The sequence below is a fragment of the Pseudomonas sp. Q12-87 genome, from assembly GCF_001269755.1.
Taxonomy (GTDB): domain Bacteria; phylum Pseudomonadota; class Gammaproteobacteria; order Pseudomonadales; family Pseudomonadaceae; genus Aquipseudomonas; species Aquipseudomonas fluorescens_S.
Genome location: NZ_LHVI01000022.1, coordinates 75,781 through 94,863 on the forward strand (window position 1 = coordinate 75,781; position 19,083 = coordinate 94,863).

The 19,083-nt window shown below is 60.8% G+C and carries 19 protein-coding genes and 1 pseudogene; 4 read left to right on the forward strand and 16 right to left on the reverse strand.

Features of this window, described 5'->3' with window-relative positions; all coding sequences use genetic code 11:
• Window positions 1–213: 213 nt before the first annotated feature.
• Window positions 214–491: pseudogene (locus tag AD663_RS28425) on the forward strand (hypothetical protein); the annotation flags it as partial.
• Window positions 492–534: 43 nt separating this feature from the next.
• Here the strand turns inward: AD663_RS28425 and AD663_RS15815 are convergent.
• Genes AD663_RS15815 through AD663_RS15835 form a run of 5 tightly spaced genes read right to left on the reverse strand, consistent with a single transcriptional unit; the run spans window position 535 to window position 4,992 of the window.
• On the reverse strand, window positions 535–1,275 hold the full coding sequence (locus tag AD663_RS15815) for an amino acid ABC transporter ATP-binding protein (protein ID WP_003182571.1): 741 nt from the start codon (window positions 1,273–1,275) through the stop codon (window positions 535–537).
• On the reverse strand, window positions 1,272–2,774 hold the full coding sequence (gene argH, locus AD663_RS15820; protein WP_003182573.1) for an argininosuccinate lyase: 1,503 nt from the start codon (window positions 2,772–2,774) through the stop codon (window positions 1,272–1,274). Before argH ends, AD663_RS15815 begins: the two co-directional genes overlap by 4 nt.
• Window positions 2,744–3,463, reverse strand: a complete 720-nt coding sequence (locus tag AD663_RS15825; protein ID WP_003182576.1) for an amino acid ABC transporter permease — start codon at window positions 3,461–3,463, stop codon at window positions 2,744–2,746. The genes argH and AD663_RS15825 overlap by 31 nt, the downstream gene beginning before the upstream one ends.
• 7 nt (window positions 3,464–3,470) lie before the next feature.
• Window positions 3,471–4,133, reverse strand: a complete 663-nt coding sequence (locus AD663_RS15830) for an amino acid ABC transporter permease (RefSeq protein WP_053214111.1) — start codon at window positions 4,131–4,133, stop codon at window positions 3,471–3,473.
• Window positions 4,134–4,146: 13 nt separating this feature from the next.
• Window positions 4,147–4,992 (reverse strand): transporter substrate-binding domain-containing protein, encoded by an 846-nt coding sequence (locus AD663_RS15835; RefSeq protein WP_003182580.1) that lies wholly within the window; start codon window positions 4,990–4,992, stop codon window positions 4,147–4,149.
• A 241-nt stretch (window positions 4,993–5,233) separates the two neighbouring features.
• Here AD663_RS15835 and AD663_RS15840 point away from each other — a divergent pair, with 241 nt between their 5' ends.
• Complete coding sequence (locus AD663_RS15840; RefSeq protein ID WP_003182583.1) at window positions 5,234–6,136, forward strand: LysR substrate-binding domain-containing protein; 903 nt, start codon at window positions 5,234–5,236, stop codon at window positions 6,134–6,136.
• A 21-nt stretch (window positions 6,137–6,157) separates the two neighbouring features.
• Here AD663_RS15840 and AD663_RS15845 read toward each other — a convergent pair whose 3' ends face one another.
• From AD663_RS15845 to AD663_RS15885, 9 genes are all read right to left on the reverse strand, one after another.
• Window positions 6,158–6,511, reverse strand: coding sequence for a RidA family protein (locus tag AD663_RS15845; protein ID WP_053214112.1), 354 nt, complete (start codon window positions 6,509–6,511; stop codon window positions 6,158–6,160).
• 27 nt (window positions 6,512–6,538) lie between these two features.
• Window positions 6,539–7,699 (reverse strand): FAD-binding oxidoreductase, encoded by a 1,161-nt coding sequence (locus AD663_RS15850; RefSeq protein WP_033046104.1) that lies wholly within the window; start codon window positions 7,697–7,699, stop codon window positions 6,539–6,541.
• Window positions 7,692–9,068: an NAD(P)/FAD-dependent oxidoreductase gene (locus AD663_RS15855; protein ID WP_003182588.1), complete on the reverse strand. Its 1,377-nt coding sequence runs from the start codon at window positions 9,066–9,068 to the stop codon at window positions 7,692–7,694. The genes AD663_RS15850 and AD663_RS15855 overlap by 8 nt, the downstream gene beginning before the upstream one ends.
• Complete coding sequence (locus AD663_RS15860) at window positions 9,065–9,418, reverse strand: (2Fe-2S)-binding protein (protein ID WP_003182589.1); 354 nt, start codon at window positions 9,416–9,418, stop codon at window positions 9,065–9,067. Before AD663_RS15860 ends, AD663_RS15855 begins: the two co-directional genes overlap by 4 nt.
• A complete protein-coding gene (locus tag AD663_RS15865) occupies window positions 9,408–10,550 on the reverse strand; it encodes an FAD-binding oxidoreductase (protein WP_003182591.1) in 1,143 nt (380 codons plus the stop codon). Before AD663_RS15865 ends, AD663_RS15860 begins: the two co-directional genes overlap by 11 nt.
• On the reverse strand, window positions 10,547–11,344 hold the full coding sequence (locus tag AD663_RS15870; protein ID WP_003182593.1) for an ABC transporter permease: 798 nt from the start codon (window positions 11,342–11,344) through the stop codon (window positions 10,547–10,549). Before AD663_RS15870 ends, AD663_RS15865 begins: the two co-directional genes overlap by 4 nt.
• A 6-nt stretch (window positions 11,345–11,350) precedes the next feature.
• Window positions 11,351–12,223: an ABC transporter permease gene (locus tag AD663_RS15875; RefSeq protein WP_003182595.1), complete on the reverse strand. Its 873-nt coding sequence runs from the start codon at window positions 12,221–12,223 to the stop codon at window positions 11,351–11,353.
• A complete protein-coding gene (locus AD663_RS15880) occupies window positions 12,210–13,283 on the reverse strand; it encodes an ABC transporter ATP-binding protein (RefSeq protein WP_003182596.1) in 1,074 nt (357 codons plus the stop codon). Before AD663_RS15880 ends, AD663_RS15875 begins: the two co-directional genes overlap by 14 nt.
• A 67-nt stretch (window positions 13,284–13,350) precedes the next feature.
• Window positions 13,351–14,430 (reverse strand): ABC transporter substrate-binding protein, encoded by a 1,080-nt coding sequence (locus AD663_RS15885; protein ID WP_003182598.1) that lies wholly within the window; start codon window positions 14,428–14,430, stop codon window positions 13,351–13,353.
• 225 nt (window positions 14,431–14,655) lie between these two features.
• Here AD663_RS15885 and AD663_RS15890 point away from each other — a divergent pair, with 225 nt between their 5' ends.
• Window positions 14,656–15,549 carry a LysR substrate-binding domain-containing protein gene (locus AD663_RS15890; protein ID WP_003182601.1) on the forward strand — a complete coding sequence of 298 codons (894 nt, stop codon included), beginning with the start codon at window positions 14,656–14,658 and terminating at the stop codon, window positions 15,547–15,549.
• A 76-nt stretch (window positions 15,550–15,625) separates the two neighbouring features.
• Window positions 15,626–16,018 (forward strand): ester cyclase, encoded by a 393-nt coding sequence (locus AD663_RS15895; protein WP_003182603.1) that lies wholly within the window; start codon window positions 15,626–15,628, stop codon window positions 16,016–16,018.
• Window positions 16,019–16,132: 114 nt separating this feature from the next.
• Here AD663_RS15895 and treS read toward each other — a convergent pair whose 3' ends face one another.
• Window positions 16,133–18,199 carry a maltose alpha-D-glucosyltransferase gene (treS, locus tag AD663_RS15900; protein ID WP_003182604.1) on the reverse strand — a complete coding sequence of 689 codons (2,067 nt, stop codon included), beginning with the start codon at window positions 18,197–18,199 and terminating at the stop codon, window positions 16,133–16,135.
• Window positions 18,200–18,432: 233 nt separating this feature from the next.
• Window positions 18,433–18,984 carry a TetR/AcrR family transcriptional regulator gene (locus tag AD663_RS28430; protein WP_003182606.1) on the reverse strand — a complete coding sequence of 184 codons (552 nt, stop codon included), beginning with the start codon at window positions 18,982–18,984 and terminating at the stop codon, window positions 18,433–18,435.
• Window positions 18,985–19,083: the final 99 nt, after the last annotated feature.

Here is a 19,083-nt window from a genome sequence, read left to right on the forward strand (position 1 = left end):
TGACTTCTAACGGGGCTGGAGCGCTTGATTTGTTGGGATTCAAGAAACCACCAAGCGCTATTCATCCGCGAGAGGCGCTACAGGTGTAGCGCGTAGCGCTACAGTGGCGGGACAGATGTTGTGCGACAGCGCTTTTACGATCCTCTTGGCGAGACAGGATAATACTGGCCGTGCTCGTCCACTCGCTGAATCATTGACTGTTCCCCGAACCGCTTGATGTTGTTCTACCTCTGGATGCTTCTGTCCGGGCTGCTGGGTCGCAGGCTCTATGGCCTGAGCCGCACGGCGCTCAGCCCCGGGTCTGGCTGAATACGTTTATCACGCTGATCATCCTGCTCGGTCAGTCGGTGCAAGACAGTGCCCTGGGCAAAGACGTCTACACCGCTTTCGCCGTGCGCATGGGGCTGTTCATCCTGATGACGCTTTATGCGTGCTTGATGATGCATGTGCTCGGCGAGCGTCACCGGCCGCTGCCGCAAAGTTTCCCTTGAGTCAGCGCAGCAGGTAGCGCTCACCCACTCCAGGATCGTCGCGCTAGTGAAGCACCGCCTGAAGAAATTGCCGTGTCCGGGGTTCTTTTGGCGTGCTGAAAATCTGTGAGGGTGGGCCCATCTCGACGATCCGCCCGCCGTCGAAAAACACCACCCGATCCGCCACCTCACGGGCGAAACCCATCTCGTGAGTCACGACGATCATGGTCATGCCTTCGACGGCCAAGCCCTTCATTACATTCAGCACATCGCCGACCGTTTCCGGGTCCAGCGCCGATGTGGGTTCATCGAACAGCAGCAGCTTGGGCTTCATGGCCAAGGCGCGGACGATCGCCACCCGCTGTTGCTGACCACCGGACAGCTCGGACGGATAGCTGTCAGCCTTATGCCGTAGCCCGACGCGATCCAGCAACGTCAGCGCATTGCTTTGCGCCTGGGCCTTCGATGCGCGCTTGAGCTTGACCGGTGCGAGCATCATGTTCGCCAGCACCGACATGTGCGGGAACAAGGTGTAGTCCTGGAACACCATGCCCACCTCCTCCCGCAGCTTCGCCAGCGCCTTGCGATCGCCGGCCTTGATCGACGCACCGTTGCCGATGACCACGCTGCCCGCTGAAGGTGCTTCGAGGCTGTTGAGGCAGCGAATGAAGGTCGACTTTCCCGACCCGCTGGGGCCAATGATCACCACCACTTCGCCCTCGGCGACGTCCAGGTCCACCCCTTTGACCACCTCGTGGTCACCGAACCGCTTGTGCAACCCACGTACCGTCAACATCGTGTTCATCTCCCCGCCTGTGCCCGTGTAGCCGCTTGCAGACGCTCCTGGGCCGTCGCCAAACGAGCACGACGGGCCTGATTGGCGTGGCGCTCGGTGGCGACACGCGTGTTGGCGCGAAGCAGGCTCGGTTTGAGTGAAGCCATCGACGGCCCCCCCGCTGAAATTCTGGCCTGTACGTTGGCGATGGGGTCGAGGCAATCTCGCACTTTCTGGGCTGGAAGATTCAGCGCGTGCCCCAGTTGCTCCAGCGCACATAGGTCGACCATGGCGGTATCGATCTGGTGCGCGAGCATGCCCGCATCCATGGCCATGCGCACGACACCGCCCACCACGTGATGGGCCTCGCGGAACGACAGGTCCGCTTCCTGAACGATCAGGTCGGCAAGGCCGGTGGCGGTCGAAAAGTCCTCGCCCGCGCGGCGTACGGCCAGCTCGAAGTTCGGCGTCGCGGTGCGCAACACCAGGTTCAGTAGCTTCAGGCAGCGCAGGCTCTCGTCGGCGGCCTCCCAAAATCCACGGGTGCCCTCGCGATTGCCGTCGCCGGTGTGGGAGAAGTTGCTGCCCTTGATGCTGATGCTCGCTCCCATCAACAAGCCAACGATATGCCCGCTACGACCCTTGAGGTATTCCAGCACCGTGGGGTTTTTCTTTTGCGGCATGATGCTCGACGTCGCGGCCACGCTGTCGGGGAAGTCGATCAGGCTGAATTCGTGCGTGCTCCAGACAAAGTAGTCCTGGGCCACACGGCTCCAGAACACCGCCAGCAGACTCAGGTGCGACAGGCTTTCGAGAATGAAATCCCGCGAGCCGACCGCGTCCAGGGCGTTGTCCAGATAACCATCGAAACCCAGCAATTCAGCGGTGCGTCCACGATCGATGTTGAACGGCGTCCCGGCGAAGGCCGCCGCGCCCAGCGGGCTTTGGTTCATCGACTCCAACGTCTGGGTCAGGCGCTTGCAATCGCGGGCCAGCGCCTGTTCCACCGCCGAAAGGTAATAGCCGTAGGTGATCGGTTGTGCCGGTTGCAGGTGGGTATAGCCGGGCATCACCACATCGGCGAACACCTCAGCGTTGTCGACGGCTGTTTGCCGGACTTCAAGCAAGGCATCGATCAAGTCCATCAGTACTTCGCGGCAACGCAGCCGGTCGAGCGTGGCGAGGATGTCGTTGCGACTGCGACCCGTGTGCAGGCGGCCGCCGATATCGGTGCCGATCAACCCGATCAGGTGGGCTTCATAGTTGAAATAGGCATCTTCCCGGGAGGGATCGAGGGACACTTCACCCGGTCCGGCCTCCTCCATCTCCAGGACACCCTTGGCCAACACAGTGGCGTGCTCATCACGGATCAGGCCCTGCTCGGCAAGCATGACGATATGGGCCTTGTTGATGTTGCCCAAGAGGTCGAAACCTTCGGCGAACCCCTGCAGGCGCGGCCGGTAGATGTACTCGTTGACTTCCGGAGCGGTGGCTTCCTTCAGGCGTCGGCTGACTTTGGATGCTTGCATGTTGAAACCTCTTTAGGAGTGGCACGCGTCACTGGGCGACCCAGCCGACGTTCGAGATAACGGCTGAGCCAACTCAGCAGTGAACAGATGACGAAATACACCAACAGGACCAGGCCGTAGACGCTGAACGCGGGGCTGACGCCGGTCATGACGGTGTCGCGCTCGATGATGATCTGGCCGACCTTGAGAAACTCGCCGACACCCACCAGCGCCCCCAGGGACGTGGCCTGTACCAACATGGTCAGCAGACCGGTATAGGCCGGCAGAATGGCCCGCATCGACTGTGGCGCGATCACGTACAGATAGATCTGCCAAGGACGCAGCCCCAGCGCCCAGGCGCTTTTCCATTGGTGGCGAGCCACCGATTCCAGGCCACCGCGCACAATCTCGATGCCATTGGCACTGCCCCACAGGGTCAGTCCGGTGGTCACCGCCGCGAACGGACTCAGGTCCAGGCCCAGCATCGGTGCGCCGAAAAAAATGAAGAACACATTGACGATCAGCGGAATCGAGCGAAACAGCTCGACGTAAGCGTGGATGGTCCACCCCAACAGGCGGTTCTTCAGCGTCGCCATGACGCCCAGAACGATGGAAATCAGCGTGGTGAACAGCAGCACCACCATCGCCAGGCGCAGGGTCATCCACAGGCCCTTGCAAACGAAGGCCCAGTTTTCGATCAGGAAATTCATGCTGGCCTCAGTGTTGGAAAGGTCGTTGCAGGCGGGCCGAGAGCCGTCCCGTCAACAGCGCCAGGATTCCCACCAGCGCCAGGTAGATCACGCAAATGGCGCTGAACATTTCGATCGCACGAAAATCCGTGGCTATGCGATCCACCGCGACGAACGTCAGCTCGGCAAGGCCGATCGCCTGCAAGTAGGAGGAGTTCTTGAGCAGCGAAATGGAGGTGTTCAATACCGCTGGCAGACTGGTCCGAAACGCGATGGGCAAGGCCACCAGGAAAAAGTAATGCGCCGGTTTGAGGCTCAGGGCAACGCTCGCTTCACGCATGCCATGCTCCACGGTCGCCAGCCCGCCCCGCACGTTCTCGATCTGATAGGCCCCGGCCCAGAGCGACAGGCACAAGACGCCGGACCAGAACAGCGACAGTCCCATGCCGATGGCGGGCAACCCATAGAAAATGAAGAACAACTGCACCAGGATCGGCGTGTTGCGGATCAGTTCCACATACAGCACCACGGCGTGCGTCAGCACCGGCACCTTCATCACCCGCGCGGCACCGCCCAGGACCCCCACGAGCAGTGAGCAGATAATGGCGAGTACCGACACCTGCAAGGTCATCTGTACGCCATCGAGTAGCGCCGGCCACTGGGCCACCAGGTAATTGAAATCGAAATCCATGGTTGGCGTCCGCTCAAAGGGCTTCGGCAGGCTTGGGCTGCTCGAAGACGCTCAGGTAGTAGCTCTGGATGCCCTGCGGCACGTATTGCTGGATCCATCCACGGAACAGCTTTTCCTCGTGCATGCGCGCCACGGCGGCACTCAGGTAGTCGCGCCATGGCTCGTCGTTCTTGCGCACACCGATCGCGGCGTCGGAAATCTGGAAGGGCTCGTTGAGCAGGCGCGCGTCCTTGTCGTTGTCCGCCACCACCACCAGCGTCGCGGCATCGTGGGTGTAGGCATCGGCACGGCCCTGGCGGAAGGTCTGCAGCGCATCGGCGGCGCTGTTCATGCGCAACGTCTTGACCTCCGGCATATGGTCCTCGAACCACTTGGCCTGCACCGAACCCTTGAGCGTGGCGAGGGTCTTGCCCTTGAGGTCGGCGATCTTTCTGATCGCACTGTCCTTCTTCACCACCACGTCGCTGGCGCCCCAACGATACGGCGTGCTGAAGTCAATCACGCGCAGGCGTTCAGGGGTGACGCCCAGGGTTGCGATCAGGAAATCAACCTTGCGTCCAAGCAACTGCGGGACGCGGTTCTCCGCCGTGACACAGGTAAACGACACCTTGTCCTTCGAGCCCAGCGCCCACAGCGCAACTTGCCTGGCCATCTCCACTTCAACGCCGGCGAACTGGCCGCTGCTGTCCTGGAAGCCATACGGCGGCTGGTCGCAACGCACGCCGGCACGCAGTTGGCCGGCCTCCTTGATCTCATCGGGAACCGCAGGTAATCCAGACGCCTGGGCCTGGGTCAGACCACCCAGCGCCAGGCATGAGAATGCCAGTGCACTGCCAAGAATCTTGAACGAAAACGACATGATGCCTCCTGGTTTACATAGCGGTATCGAACGGCGTTGAGGCTGGACGACACCCTGAAATACAAGGGCAGAAATGAGATAAAAGAGCGGCGTTTTTTTATGCTTATGACTGCCGTATGCTCGAACTGCATCGCGTTGGCGCGTTCGCGTTCACGTCGATGTAATGGATTTATAAAGCCTGCAACTCATGCAAACAAATGACAATTCATCAGTCATTCATACCGAATTGATATGGGACGCCATGAACTTCAAACAAGTCGAAGCCTTTCGCGCGGTCATGTTGAGTGGCTCGATGACCGCCGCAGCCGAGTCCCTGCATACCTCCCAACCCAACATCAGCCGATTGATCGCCCAACTGGAGCGTAACGCCGGCTTCAAGCTGTTCGAGCGGGTCGCTGGACGCCTGCTTCCTACCGATGAAGGGGCCGCGTTGTTCGCCGATGTCGAACGGGCCTTCATCGGCCTGCACAGCCTTGAGAAATCGGCACAGAACATCCGGCGCGCCGGCACGGGGCGCTTGCGTATCGCCGCGGTCCCGTCGCTGTCACTGACCGTGTTGCCCCGCGTGATCCAGCGCTTTCGCCAGGAGAACCCGGACGTCGCGATCTCGCTGCATACCAACGACTCCCCCATGGTCGCCCATTGGGCCGCCTCGCAATTTTGCGATCTGGGACTGGTGTCGTACGTGGGTGAGGACATGCCGGGGGTGACGACCCAGTTGATTTGCGATGTGCCGGGAGTCTGTGTATTTCCCAAGGGCCATCGACTGAGCGCACTGGCGTCCATCGGACCGGAAGACCTCAAAGGCGAGGAATTCATTTCGCTGTCCCAGAATGACGGCTCGCGGACCCGAGTCGACCGGGCATTCCCCGAAGACCGAGGCCATCGCAAGCTGAACCTGGAAACGCCTTACGCCGCCACCATTTGTTCACTGGTAGGACTTGGGCTGGGCGTGAGCATCGTCAGTCCGATCGTGGCGCTGGAATACCTGCACACCGGTATCGAAACCCGCCCCTTTCGTCCACAGATACGCTTCCCGACTTACCTGCTACTTCCGGCAGACAGGCCGCAAAGCCTGCTGACACAACGGTTCGGGCAATTGATCCATGAAATGCTCACCGCCGTCGCGAAGGACTGGCAGTGAGCAGCAAGGCGCCGCTGGCGATCAACCCGCGGCGATGACGGTGATTTCCACCAACAGGTCCGGGGCCGCAAGACGCGATTCAACGGTGGCGCGCGCCGGTGCATGGCCTTCCGGGGCCCAGGCGTCCCACACCTCGTTCATACCGGCGAAATGGGCCTGGATATCCGACAGCCAGACCTGGGCACTGAGAATGCGAGTCTTGTCCAGACCGGCCTGGGCCAGGTAGTTGTCGATTTTTGCCAGCACCTGGGCGGTCTGGCCCTTGATGTCCTGCGTCCGGTCAGCGGCCGTCTGGCCGCCGAGAAAGGTGAAGCCATTGCATTGAACGACGCGGCTCATGCGTTGATTGGTTTCGATCCGGTTGATGTCCAGCATGTGAACTCCTTAGTGTTGCAACAGGGTTTAGGTGGGTTGGCCATTTGAAGCCGTCACAGTGGCGGTGACTTCGAAACGGTCGATGGCGAAGGGTTCCAGGGAGATGTCCGAATGCTCGCCCAAAATAAGCTGGGCCAGGCGTTTACCGGTGCCAGGGCCCATCTGAAAGCCGCTGCCACAAAATCCAAATGAGTAGCTGAGGTTGCTGGCCTTGCGACTGGCCCCTATCACCGGTAGGTCATCGGCGGTAAAGGCTTCAACGCCGGCCCAGACGCGGTTGACGCCCAAGTGTCGCAAATGGGGGAACAAGTCGGTGACCGTGCGCGCGCTGCTGCCCAGACGCGTCATGTCGACTTCGCCATGGCGCGAGAGAAAATCCAACGACCCGATCAGCTTGCCACCAATCACGACGGTGCCGTTGGCGAACTGCTTGAAGGACAAGGCCCTTGTCGTGGCGCCCAACACCGGGGCACAGAACGGTGCGACCCGATGGGTGACCATCAACATCAGGCCTTCGGGATGGGCCGGGACCGGCTCGCCAACCTGCGCCGCCAGCTCGGCGGCCCAGGCGCCTGCCGTCACCACCAGATGTTCCGCGCTGAAACAGCCGCCAGGTGTGTGCACTTGCCATCCAGAGCCGGTTTGTTCGATGCGCTGGGCCGGGGTGTTCTCGTGGATCCGTACACCACGTCTCTGCGCAGCCAGGCGAAACGCGGTGACCGTCTTGTAAGGCACCGCGTAGCCATCGTCCTCGACCCAGATACCGCCCGTCACATGCCGGGAAATGCTCGGCACTTTCTCGAACACCTGGTGCTGGTCGATCAGCACTTCGTGGGTGAAACCCAACGCCTGGAGGTGCTCGACACGGAGCCGGCACTCCAGTAGCTCCGCCGCGCTCTCCGCCAGCTTGAGCTGCCCGCTGGGAACAAAACCGCCGTCGCCGCCCAAGCTGTTCTCAAGATCATGCCAAAGCTGCCGCGAGGCCAGGGCCAACGGAATTTCCGCTGTGTGGCGCCCCAGGGTACGCACCCCTCCGGCGTTCACGCCAGAGGCGTGGCGGCCGCAATACTCCGCTTCCAGCACCGTCACCCTGACGCCAGCTTGCGCGAGGAATAACGCAGTGCTCAGGCCATGGATGCCGCCGCCAATCACCAGCACATCCGCCACGCGCCCACTCGCCTCACTCACCGGCCAACTCCCCCAAGGTGATGGGCTTTATCGGCGGTCGAATTCGGTAATACCCGACTTCGGCCGCCGACACCCCCCGGGCCTTGGCGATGACTTCGGTGACCGTCAGGCCGCACATGCGCCCCTGGCACGGTCCCATGCCACAACGGCCAAAGGCCTTGGCCTGGTTCGGGCCCGCGCAGCCCAGGGCGACGAAGCCGCGCAGCTCACCTGCCGTCACTTCCTCGCAACGGCAGACCATCACCTCGTCGGCTGGAATACGGTTTTGTTCCTTTGGTTGATACAGCGCATCGAGGAAGGGCCGGATCCGCAGATTGGCTTCAAGTTGCAGGCGCAACTTTCGAGCCTGTTCATTACGATCAGCAGCGCTGATCGCCTTGAGCCGCGCGGCAATTCCCAGCGCCGTCAGTTGCCCCTGCAACGCCGCCGCCTGCGCCCCGCCGATGCCCGCACCGTCGCCCGCGACATAGACCCCCGGCACATCCAGTTCTCCCCATGGATCGCTGACCGGAGTGAAACACAGCTGCTGCGGGTCCCATTCATGGCGGGCGCGCAACGCCTGGCTGAACTGGATGTTCGGCACCACGCCCTGATGCAACAGCACGCAGCGCGTGGCGATGCGTTGCGCCTTGCCCGAAACGTTGAATGTCAGGGCCTGCGCCGCCTGCTCGCCTTCGATTGCCAAGTCTTCGGCACCGCTGTGGTGAGCAATACCGGCAGCACGCAAGCTGCGCATCAACTCCAACCCCTTGCGCAGGTACGGCCAGGCCCGCAAGGCAGCAAACAGGGGGCGACGGGCGCGCCAGTAGTCTTCTGGCCGCGTGGTGTCGACCAGGGCCTTGATCGTTACACCCGCCCGCAGGTACTGCCAGCCGAGCAGGTACAACAGCGGGCCGCAGCCGGCCAAGACCACCGGCTCGCTCGGTGCCAGGCCTGAGCTTTTCAACAGGATCTGCGCGGCGCCGACACTCATCACGCCGGGCAAGGTCCAACCAGGAATCGGAAACGGTCGTTCCATGGCACCGGTGGCCAACAGCACGGCCTTGGCATCCAGCGTATACAGGCGGCCTTCACGCAGATAACTGACCTGGCGCTCCCGGGTCACTTGCCACACCGATGCACCTTTCTCATAACGCACGCTCGAAGCGGCCAGGGCCTGGACCCATTCATTGCCCTGGGCATAATCGGGCCCCAGCAAAGCCCGCCGTGACAGAGGTGCCAGGCTGATGCCTCGATAGATCTGCCCACCCGGGCTCCCCTGCTCATCCAGCAACACCACCTGCAAGCCCAACCCGGCCAACCGCGTCGCCGCAGCCATGCCGGCCGCGCCCGCGCCAATCACCACGACCTCGACGCTTTCAGGGTTCATGACTGCACCTCCACGGCCTGGACATTCATCGTTCGATAGATCAGATCCCGTGCGCCCTCCTGGGAATGGATGCGCATGCCGTCAGCCACTTCGATCAGGCAGCTTTGGCGGTTAGGGACGCCATCGATCTCGACCAGGCATTCGAAGCACACGCCCATCATGCAGTACGGCGCTCGAGGCGACTCACTGACCGGGGTGGCGCGAAAGCGATCGATGCCAGACATCAGCAAGGCAGCGGCGACGCTCATGCCGGCGGGCACGTTCAGCGGTTGATCGTTGAACGTCAGGCTCACCGTCCGCGTCGCCCTGACCTCACTGGTGATCGGTTGAAACAGCGGATCAGTGCGCATGTGAAAACACCTTGTCGGTTAGAAAACGATCTCCGGAAAACACTCCCAGCTCATCAGGCGGCGGCCCGCCCATGATCCACGGCGCGATGCGCAGGGCATGGGCGGCCGCCAAGGTCACGCCGCTGTGACAGGTGACCACGAAGGCCCCCGGGTGCGCGCTTGATTGCTGGTAAATGGGCAATCCGTCCGGGCTCATCACCCGCAATGCGCCCCAGGCCCGGACCAGCCCCACGTCCCGCAGCAAGGGAAAGGTCGTGACACCGCGCTTGGCGATGGCGGCCAACACCTCGGTGGACGTGCCGTCATCAAAGCCCACCTCCTCCATGGAATCGCCAAGCTGTACGGTGCCTTCATCGGTCTGGCGCACGTTGAGCGTCGGATAGTGAAGAAATGGCCGGATCCGCTCGCTGATCAACACTTGTCCGCGGTTGGGCGCTACCGGTGCATACAGGCCCACCTGCCGGGCCAGCGCCGCGTTGCCCAGGCCGGCGGCCAGGACGATCCTTGGCGCGACGAAGCAGCGTTGGCCGGCTCTCACCCGAAACTCGCCGGCGGCGCAATCAATGCGCTCGACCTGCACGCCACCCAGCAATCGCACGCCTTTGGCCTGGGCCGAGGCGTGCAAGGCCCGAAGCAATTTCAGTGGATTGACGTGGCCGTCCTGAGGCGTATAGCTGGCACCGACCACCGCTGGGCCGATCAATGGCAAGCGGGCTTTCAGTTCGGCGGCGTCCAGCATTTCGAACGGATAATCCCCCAGCGCATCCCGCAAGGTTTGCAGCCGCGACTGACGCTCCAACAGTTCTTCGTCGTTGAAGCACATATGGAAGCCACCCGGTTGCCTGAGCTGGACATCGATACCGCTGTCGGCCATCAGCGCCTGGGCAAGCGCCGGCCAGCGAGTGGCCGAAGACCGAGTCCAGCGCGAGTAATCCGGGAGGTCATGGCCCTTGCCCTGGACCCAGACCAGGCCGAAATTGCCCCGAGAGGCACGAAACGCATCATCGCCCTGATCGAGCACCTGGATGTCGACACCGTTGCGTGCCAAGCCATAGGCCACCGCCATGCCCACCAGCCCGCCGCCGATAACGATCACTTGCGACTGCACGGGATTGTGCCTGTCCTGGCTCATTTACTTTCTCCGATCAATACCCGATCCAGCCCGACCATGCGGTCGAGCACCAGCATCAACAACAGGGTTCCAATGATCAGCACCGTGGAAACCGCAGTGATCAACGGATCAATGGTCTGGGAGATCTGGTTGTACATGGCCACCGGCAACGTCGTGGTGCCTGGCGTGGCGACGAATACGGTCATGGTCAGCTCATCGAAGCTCTGGATGAACGCCAACATCCAGCCGCCCATCACCCCTGTGCGGATACGCGGCAGCACCACCCGATAAAAAGCGCTCCAGCGCCGTGCGCCGAGTGACAGGGCTGCTTGTTCGATGTCGCGCTCCAGGCCGATGGTCGAAGCCAGCGTCAGCCGCAAGGCATAGGGCAACACCACAATCACGTGGGTGATGCTCAGCGCCCAGAACGATCCGCCAATCTGTGCCATGGAGAAAAACCGCAGGAATGCGATGCCCAACACCACGGAAGGAATCATCAGCGGCGACAGCAGAAAACCCGTCAGCGTGCTGCGCCCGGCGAACTCGTAGCGGCTGATCGCCAATGCCGCCGGGACCGCCAGCAGCGTCGCGACAGTGGCTGAAAACAGGCCCAGCTTCAACGACAGGAAGAATGCGTCGAGCATTTCCTGGTTCTCAAGCAGCGCCCGGAACCAGCGCAACGACAAGCCGTCGGTGGGCAACGACAGGTAGCCCTTATCGGTAAAGGCGATCGCCATCACCACCACCAGCGGCGCGACGATGAAAGTGATGAACAGCAGGTGGTACAGCAGCGAGAAAAATCCGTTCTTGTGCATGGCCGGCTACTCGAAGACTTGCTTGAAACGACGTTCGGCCAGCTTGCTGCAACCCAGGATGATGATCAGGTTGGCAACCAGCAGGAGCATCGCAATGGCGGCGCCGAGGGGCCAGTTGAGGGTGCCGAGAAATTCGTCGTAGGCCGCAGTCGCCACCACTTTCAGACGTCGACCGCCGATGATCGCCGGGGTGGCGAAGGCGGACGCCGCCAGGGCGAAGACAATGATCGAACCAGAAAGGATGCCGGGCATGATTTGCGGCAGGATGATCCGACGGAACACCGTCAGCCGCGAGGCCCCAAGGGACAATCCGGCCCACTCCACCTGCAGGTCCAGGCGCTGCAAGGTGGCCCACACGGCAATCACCATGAACGGCACCAGCACATGGGTCAGCGCGATGATTACGCCCAGTTGGGTGAATAACATCTTCACCGGCTGGTCAGTGATGCCCAGCGCCTGCAAGGCATCATTGATCAGGCCGTTGTTGCCCAGCAGGATCGCCCAGCCGAGCGTGCGCACCACCACCGAAATCAGCAGCGGCCCCAACACCACCAGCAGGAACAACGAGCGCCAGCGCGGCGCCATGCGCGCAATGATGATGGTTTCCGGCACCCCCAACAGCACGCAAAGAACTGTCACGGCCAGCGCCAGGCCACCGGTGCGCAAAAAGATGTCGTGGAAGTAACCGTCCTTGAACACCTCAAGGTAATTGCCAAGGCTGTAGGCCGGCAACACGCCCTCGGTATCGCTGAACAGGTTGAGCGAGAGCACTGCCGTCAGCAGCAGCGGCACCAGCAGCAACGCGATGAACACCAGTAACGCCGGACCGCTGAGCAACCAGGGCGCGGCACCGACATGCTCGGCATCATACCTGGCCATGGGCAGCCTCCCGATCTAGCAGGCGAAGGTCATCGTCTGACCAGTCCAGGCCGATTTCATGGCCTTCATCGGGCGGCGGAGTGCCCAGGTTCGGCTGGGTCATGTGCACCATGCCCAAGTGGGTTTCCACCGCGATCAACCAAAGATTGCCAAGGAATACGCGCAAGCGGATGCGCCCGTTCAAACGGCCGCTGCCGCTCTCCGTCAGGCGAATCTTTTCCGGTCGGATGTAGACATTGACTTCATTGCCCAGCGCCCGGTCTTCATGGGGGACATGCAGCAGCGTGTCCTTGACCTGCACGTTGCAACACCGTTCGTTGCGAGCCTGTACGGCACCAGCGAAAGCATTGGTCTTGCCCAGGAACGCCGACGCAAAAGGTGAATGCGGGCGCTCGTAGGCTTCATACGGGGTGTCGATCTGCACGATCCGACCTTTTTGCATCACGGCGATGCGATCGCTCATGGTCATGGCTTCGACCTGATCGTGGGTCACCAGAATGGTAGTGATGCCCAGGTCACGCTGAATCGCCCGCAATTCGATGTGCATCTCCTCGCGCAGCTTGGCGTCGAGGTTGGACATGGGCTCGTCGAGCAACAGCAGGTTCGGGCGAATGGCCAGGGCCCGGGCAATGGCGACCCGCTGCCGTTGGCCGCCAGACAACGCCTTGGGGTAACGCTCGCCGAGGCCGTCGAGGCGCACCAGCGCCAGTGCCTCGTCGATGCGCTGGCGGCGTTCGGCCTTGGGTACGCCACGCATTTCCAGGCCAAAGCTGATGTTCTGCGCGACGCTCATGTGGGGAAATAACGCGTAACTCTGGAAGACGATCCCCAGCCCCCGCTGCTCAGGCCGTACATGGGTGATGTCGCGGCCATCCAGAACGATGCGCCCCTGTGTGGGCTGAACGAAACCGGCGATGGATTGCAGCGTGGTGGTTTTGCCGCACCCGGAGGGTCCGAGCAAAGCGATGAACTCACCATGCTGCACCTCCAGGTCCAAGCCGTCGATGGCTTTGAAACTGCCATAGGTCTTGACGAGGCCTTCAAGCGTAAGAAATGCCATTGGCTTGCCACGCAGGCCGGGCCTGCGCCTCCAGAAAGGTTTCGGGAAGGATCGGAGCCCGTGGACGCTAGCGTTCGACCGTGCGGTTCCAGCGCGTCGTCCACTCGCTACGCTGCTGGTTGATCGTGTCCCAATCGACCTTGATCAAGGCATTGACCTTCTCCGGGCCGTAGGGCATGCGCGCGGCGACATCCGGCTCAAGACTGACGGTTTTGTTGACCGGTGCGAAACCGTTTTCCCGCGCCTGGATTTCCTGCACTTGCGGCGACAGCACATATTGGATGAATTGCTGGGACAGCTCAGGCTGCGCGTTGGGCGTGATGCCACAGGCGGCGATCTGCAGGGCGATGCCGCCCTCTTTGGGGTAGATGAACTTGAGTGGGAAGCCGGTGCTCTGCAACGCCATTGCACGACCGCTGCCATACACGGCCATGACCACGTCACCGTTCTGCATCATGCCGTCCATTTCACCTGGCGCCGAGACCCAGGCCAGGACATTGGGACCGATTTCGTCCTTCAGCGCCTTGAAGCCGGGATCGATATTCTTTTCGCCACCACCGCGCAAACGAGCCATCTGCACCAGCGTATGCAAGCCATAGGTGTTGGTCACGGGCGGCATGCCCAGCAATTGCTTGTAACGTGTATCGGTGAGGTCTTCCCAGGAATCGGGCGGGGCCCAGCCACGCTTCTTGAAGGCCTCTTCGTTGTAGCCGATACCGGTGGCGACTACGCCGATCCCGGTCGCTTCAGGGCTGATTCGCGCGAGCGGATAGAGGTCTTGATAGACCGGCGCATCGCTGAGTTTTGCACACAGTCCCATTTGCAACGCCTGGTACATCGGCCCATCGTCCATCATGGCCACGTTGATTTGCTGGCGACCTTTCTGGGCCTGCAATTTGGCCAGGGTTTCCGTCGAGTTGCCTGCGACGTAGATCACTTTGACGTTGTGCTGCTTCTCGAAGGCCGGAATAACCTTGGTCTTGTACATCTGCTCGGTTGATCCGCCCACACCCGCGACATACAGCGTCGGCTCGGCGAAAACGGCGCCGCTACTGCCCAGCCCCAAGAGGGTCACGGTGACAGCAGTGGCAATGCGGGCCAGGGGACTGAACGGCGGTATTGCTGAGGTCGAGTTAGGGCTATTCACAGACTATCTCCGAAGTGCGTGGGGGCAGATCGAACAATGCGTCAGTTGCTTCGGCGTCAATCGAAGCCATGCAGCACGCTGCATGTTGTCGGCGAATACCTCGCGCCGATGGCGCATCTTCAGGTGCGCTATGGGGTTGCTGATTGGGAGTATTGCGATGCACCATCCATATGGTCAAATCAGAATATCCCGGTTAACTATTCATATTTGATATGAAGGGCAAGCATGAATCTCAGGCAAATCGAAGCATTCCGCAGCGTCATGCGACTGGGCTCCATGACCGCGGCAGCCGAGGTGCTATATACCTCGCAGCCCAATGTCAGCCGGCTGATCGCGCAGTTGGAACTGAGCACCGGACTGACCCTGTTCAAGCGCGCAGGCGCGCGGCTGGTCCCCACGCAGGAAGGCCAGGCATTTTTTCATGAAGTGGAACGCGCCTATGTCGGCCTCGACAGCCTCAAGCATTCGGCGAAGAACATTCGCAACCTGGGCACCGGGCGTTTGCGTGTAGCAGCGGTACCGTCGACCGGCCTGAGCCTGCTTCCAGCAGTGATCAAGAACTTCACCGTCACGCGGCCCGAACTCACGGTGTCGCTGCACGTGAACTCCTCGCCCACAGTGGAGCAATGGGTCAAGTCGCAGTTTTGCGACATCGGCATCGTGGTTCATCCCGGCGACGTCAACAGCGAGCAGATCGAATTGCTCGCCGAAAAAGCGGCCGTGTGCGTATTGCCTCGCACGCATGCACTGGCGGCACGGGCGCAGATTACCTTCCAGGACCTCGAAGGCCAGCCATTCGTTTCACTCTGCCATGGCGACGGCACTCGATCACAGGTGGATGGCTTGTTCGAACAGGCAGGCGTCGAGCGGATAATGGCCGTCGAGGCGCAGTACAGCGCGATCAACTGCGAAATGGTCGCGCTCGGCATGGGCATCACCCTCGCCCACCCGCTGGTCGCCAAGGATTATCTGCATCGGGACATCGTGGTCAGGCCATTCACCCCGGACATCCTCTTTCCGACCTATGTGATATGGCCGACCGCACCCACACGGACGCGACTGGCCGAGGAGTTCGTCGATACGTTGAAGGCCTATTATCGAGACGTGGAAGACGCATGACCCGGTGTCCTGGCTTTCCAGCCATCGCTCACCCATCAATTTCTGAACAAACAGACAGGCAGCGGAGAATCAGCCCATGACCTCGACCCTTGCAGATCTTTATCGCGACTATATCGCCTGCCTGAATGCGCAGGACTGGGAAAACCTAGGCCATTATGTGCACCCGGAGGTGGTACACAACGCGCGACGATTAGGGTTGCACGGCTATCGAAGCATGCTGGAAGCGAACTATCGGGATATTCCCGACTTGCGCTTTGAAATGGATTTCCTGGTGATTGACCCACCTAAGTTGGCGGCTCGCCTGGCATTCAATTGCTGCCCGATCGGGACGTTTTTGGGCCTTGCGGTGAACGGGGCACGGGTGTCCTTCAAGGAACACGTTTTCTACGCCTTCGAAGACGGCAGGATCCGCGAGGTCTGGTCGGTCATCGACAAGGAGGCGATCGAAGCTCAGCTCCGATCAGCGTAGATGGCGCAGCGCTGTTCGTCGCAGGCTGTTTTCCCAGTCAAAACTGTGTTGAGCCGGGTTTAAAATCCAGCGAGGTGGTTGAGCGACCCACCACCTCGATTTCTACGGGTGCCGCTAGATCAAGGGTGAGCTGCTCACCACCCGCAGTGCCAGACCCTCGAATGCATCCAGCGTAATGGTGAATTCGCCTTCAGGCGTAAGATCACCTTCGACCCGCTCATTGATGATGTCGACCACCGGCCCCGGTGCAATATTGGGCAGGTGCAGGGTTTCAGTGATCTGCGTGGAACCGAAGTTCAGCGCAGTGATTTGGGTCCCTTTGCCGGTCGGCAGTTCGTGGACCATGATCAACAGTCCTGGATGCTCGACGTCCGGAACCAGTATCTGGCGACTGGCGGCGATGTCATAGGCACGACGCGCAGCGAGGATTTTGCGCAGTTGCGAGACGAACGAATCCGGATCTTTCAACTGGCTTGGCAAGCTGCCGTACAAGGTCTTCGGACGTGGCATCTGGCCGGCCGACAATACCGCATCGGGATTAAGGTCCACGAGATCGTAAGCACCGCGATGAATCCAACGTGTGTCGCCGTCGCCCATCAGATGCTCGACCTGTTCCGCCGGCAACGGCAGCGCGCCGACCAAGTCCCAGCCTGACAAGGCAAACACGCCAGGTTGCATCGCGTTATACATCACCAGCAGCAGATGAACCTGGCGAATCTGCTGGATGTCTGCGGCAGTAATTGCGTCAAGGTCACGAATCCCCAGCGCTGCCGTGATGATGCTCGCGGTGGTGCAGGACACGCCGTTGGTGACGAATTTCAGATTGTAAGGCGCATGCTCTCCAGTGAGGCGTTCGTACATCTGCTCACGGATGTGCTCGCGCAAGATGCCGCCGGGAAAGGTCTGGCCCTGATAGAGGTAAGTATCGTGAGCGTGCAGGGTCCAGAAATGCACCAGCTCCAGGGTCAATTCATCATGATTCTGCAATGCATGAATCAGCGACCCGGGATCGATGCCGAGGGTGTGCATCTGCCGCAGCATCAAGCGCAGGAACTCGGTATCGCCCATCAGCAACGCATGCTGGTAGGCGGGTCGGGTGATGAAGTCGTAGGAGAGGTCCGCCCCTCCGTGGGACATGGCGGCGATATCGTCTACGGTCAGGTTCAGCTCTTGAAAACTGAAACCGCCTGCCTTGCGAATCGCTCCACCGAGCAGCTGGTTTCCGGTGATCGACAGCGGATGACTTTCGGACCAGGCGGTACCGTCGAGTTTGCGTTCGACGCCAAGAAATCCGTTGGCGTCCAGGCGTAGAATTTTCGCGCCCATGACGTCGATGGCATGCAGCGCGTCCCCGATGATCATCTGCTGAGCGGCAAAGGTCGGGTCAAGCCAGTTCAGCGAAGGTTGCCCTTCCTTGAAGTAATGCAGGTAAACCCAACGTCGCGGCTTGCCGTCAACACCCATCACGATCGGCGTCGCACTCCAATCGGTTTCCTTGACTCCCGGTTCGAAGAAGATGACCCGTTGCAACTGACCGACGATGTAGTGCTTGTCGCGCAAGACGTCTACCTGCTGCGGAGTGAGGTTCTGCGCATCGCGCCCCTCGGCAATGTCAGGCAGCAGCGGCCAATCCTCCTCGCGGATTTCCACCATGTGGTAGAGCCCCGGATAGTCTTCATACGCCATTTCGGCCAAGCGAAAATCCGCGCCTTTGCCGGTATGAGACGGGATGACATCATCGATGACGACCGCGTTATGCGCGGCGGCCATTCGGGTCAACGCTTGGAGCTGCGCCTCGGTGCCCAGCTGCGGGTCGATGTCGAAACTGATGCGATCGAAATTTCCGTCAATCGTAGGTGTGTGCTCAGTGCCCGAAAGACCGCCGGACCTTTTCAACGGTCCATTGTGAATGCCCTGGATACCGATTCTCGACAACGCATGCCACAAGGTTTCATCCCCCAGCGCCTCCAGCACGGTGCCTTCTTCGCGAGTAACAATGGATGCCGGATACGCGGTGAACCACACCGAAGCCAATGCCGAGGCATCGCGGGGCCGGGTATGTGCGAAGGGCTGCTGCCACAATCGTCCTTGCCCTGAGTAGAGCTTGGCGCGCTTCCTCGCAGCCGCGAGCATCGATTGTTCGACCAGCCAGTCGACATGATTTTTCTCAGCTGCCGTCATGGAAACAACCACCTCTGTCATGAAAAAACCCAGTCGCCCCTCTCCATCCCAGGCGCCGCTTGTTTTTATATGAGGCTACTAGGCGACATTCGTTGCATTGGATCGGGAGAAGGCCTGATGGATAAGCAGAGGCTTTGCTATTTCAACACCACCAGACGACCTGGATAGAAACCGCTGAGGCGAGCCGGGCGAGTGGCTTTATCTAAAACGGTCAACCAAATTCTCTAACGAAGCTACCGCCACGGCGCAAGAGCCCCTTGGAACAGTGAAAAAGCTCGATGCATGAAACTGTTGAAGCGCTCGGCGTCACGCCGCAGCCCTGCCTGTTGACCACCGATCAGGCACAGATGAGCCACGTGGCCGATCACTTCTGCTTCGCCTGGCATATGCGCCAGGCGGCGACACGTCCGTATCGCGAAATCCAGTCGTTTCGCGTCAACACGCTGCTGGAACTCACCTACCAACGGATCGTGCAGCGACCAGGCGCGAATGGAAACTTCCCGCCCAGGTTGTTTCTCAGCGGCAATACTCAAGTAGCGTTTCAATATTTCGCCCGCGCTACGACCCTGCGCCGCATGAGCGAGCATGCGCTCCGTGTAGTCTTCTTCCCAAGCAGCCAGCAAGGTGCGGACAAAGTCTTCACGATTGCGGAAATGGTGGTAGAACGATCCGCGGGTCACATCCAATCGGCGCGATAGACTCTCGGCCGAAACGCCGACATGCCCTATCTGGTCGAGCGCCTCAAAACCAGCCGCGATCCAATGGCTACGAGTCAGCTTTTTCACCGGTTATTTCGCTCCTTGTTTAGCGCCATACAGGCTGTGTATGGCGCGCAACCGATTGATACGCTGCGAACACCAGCCAAGATGGCCGTTGCGTTTTGC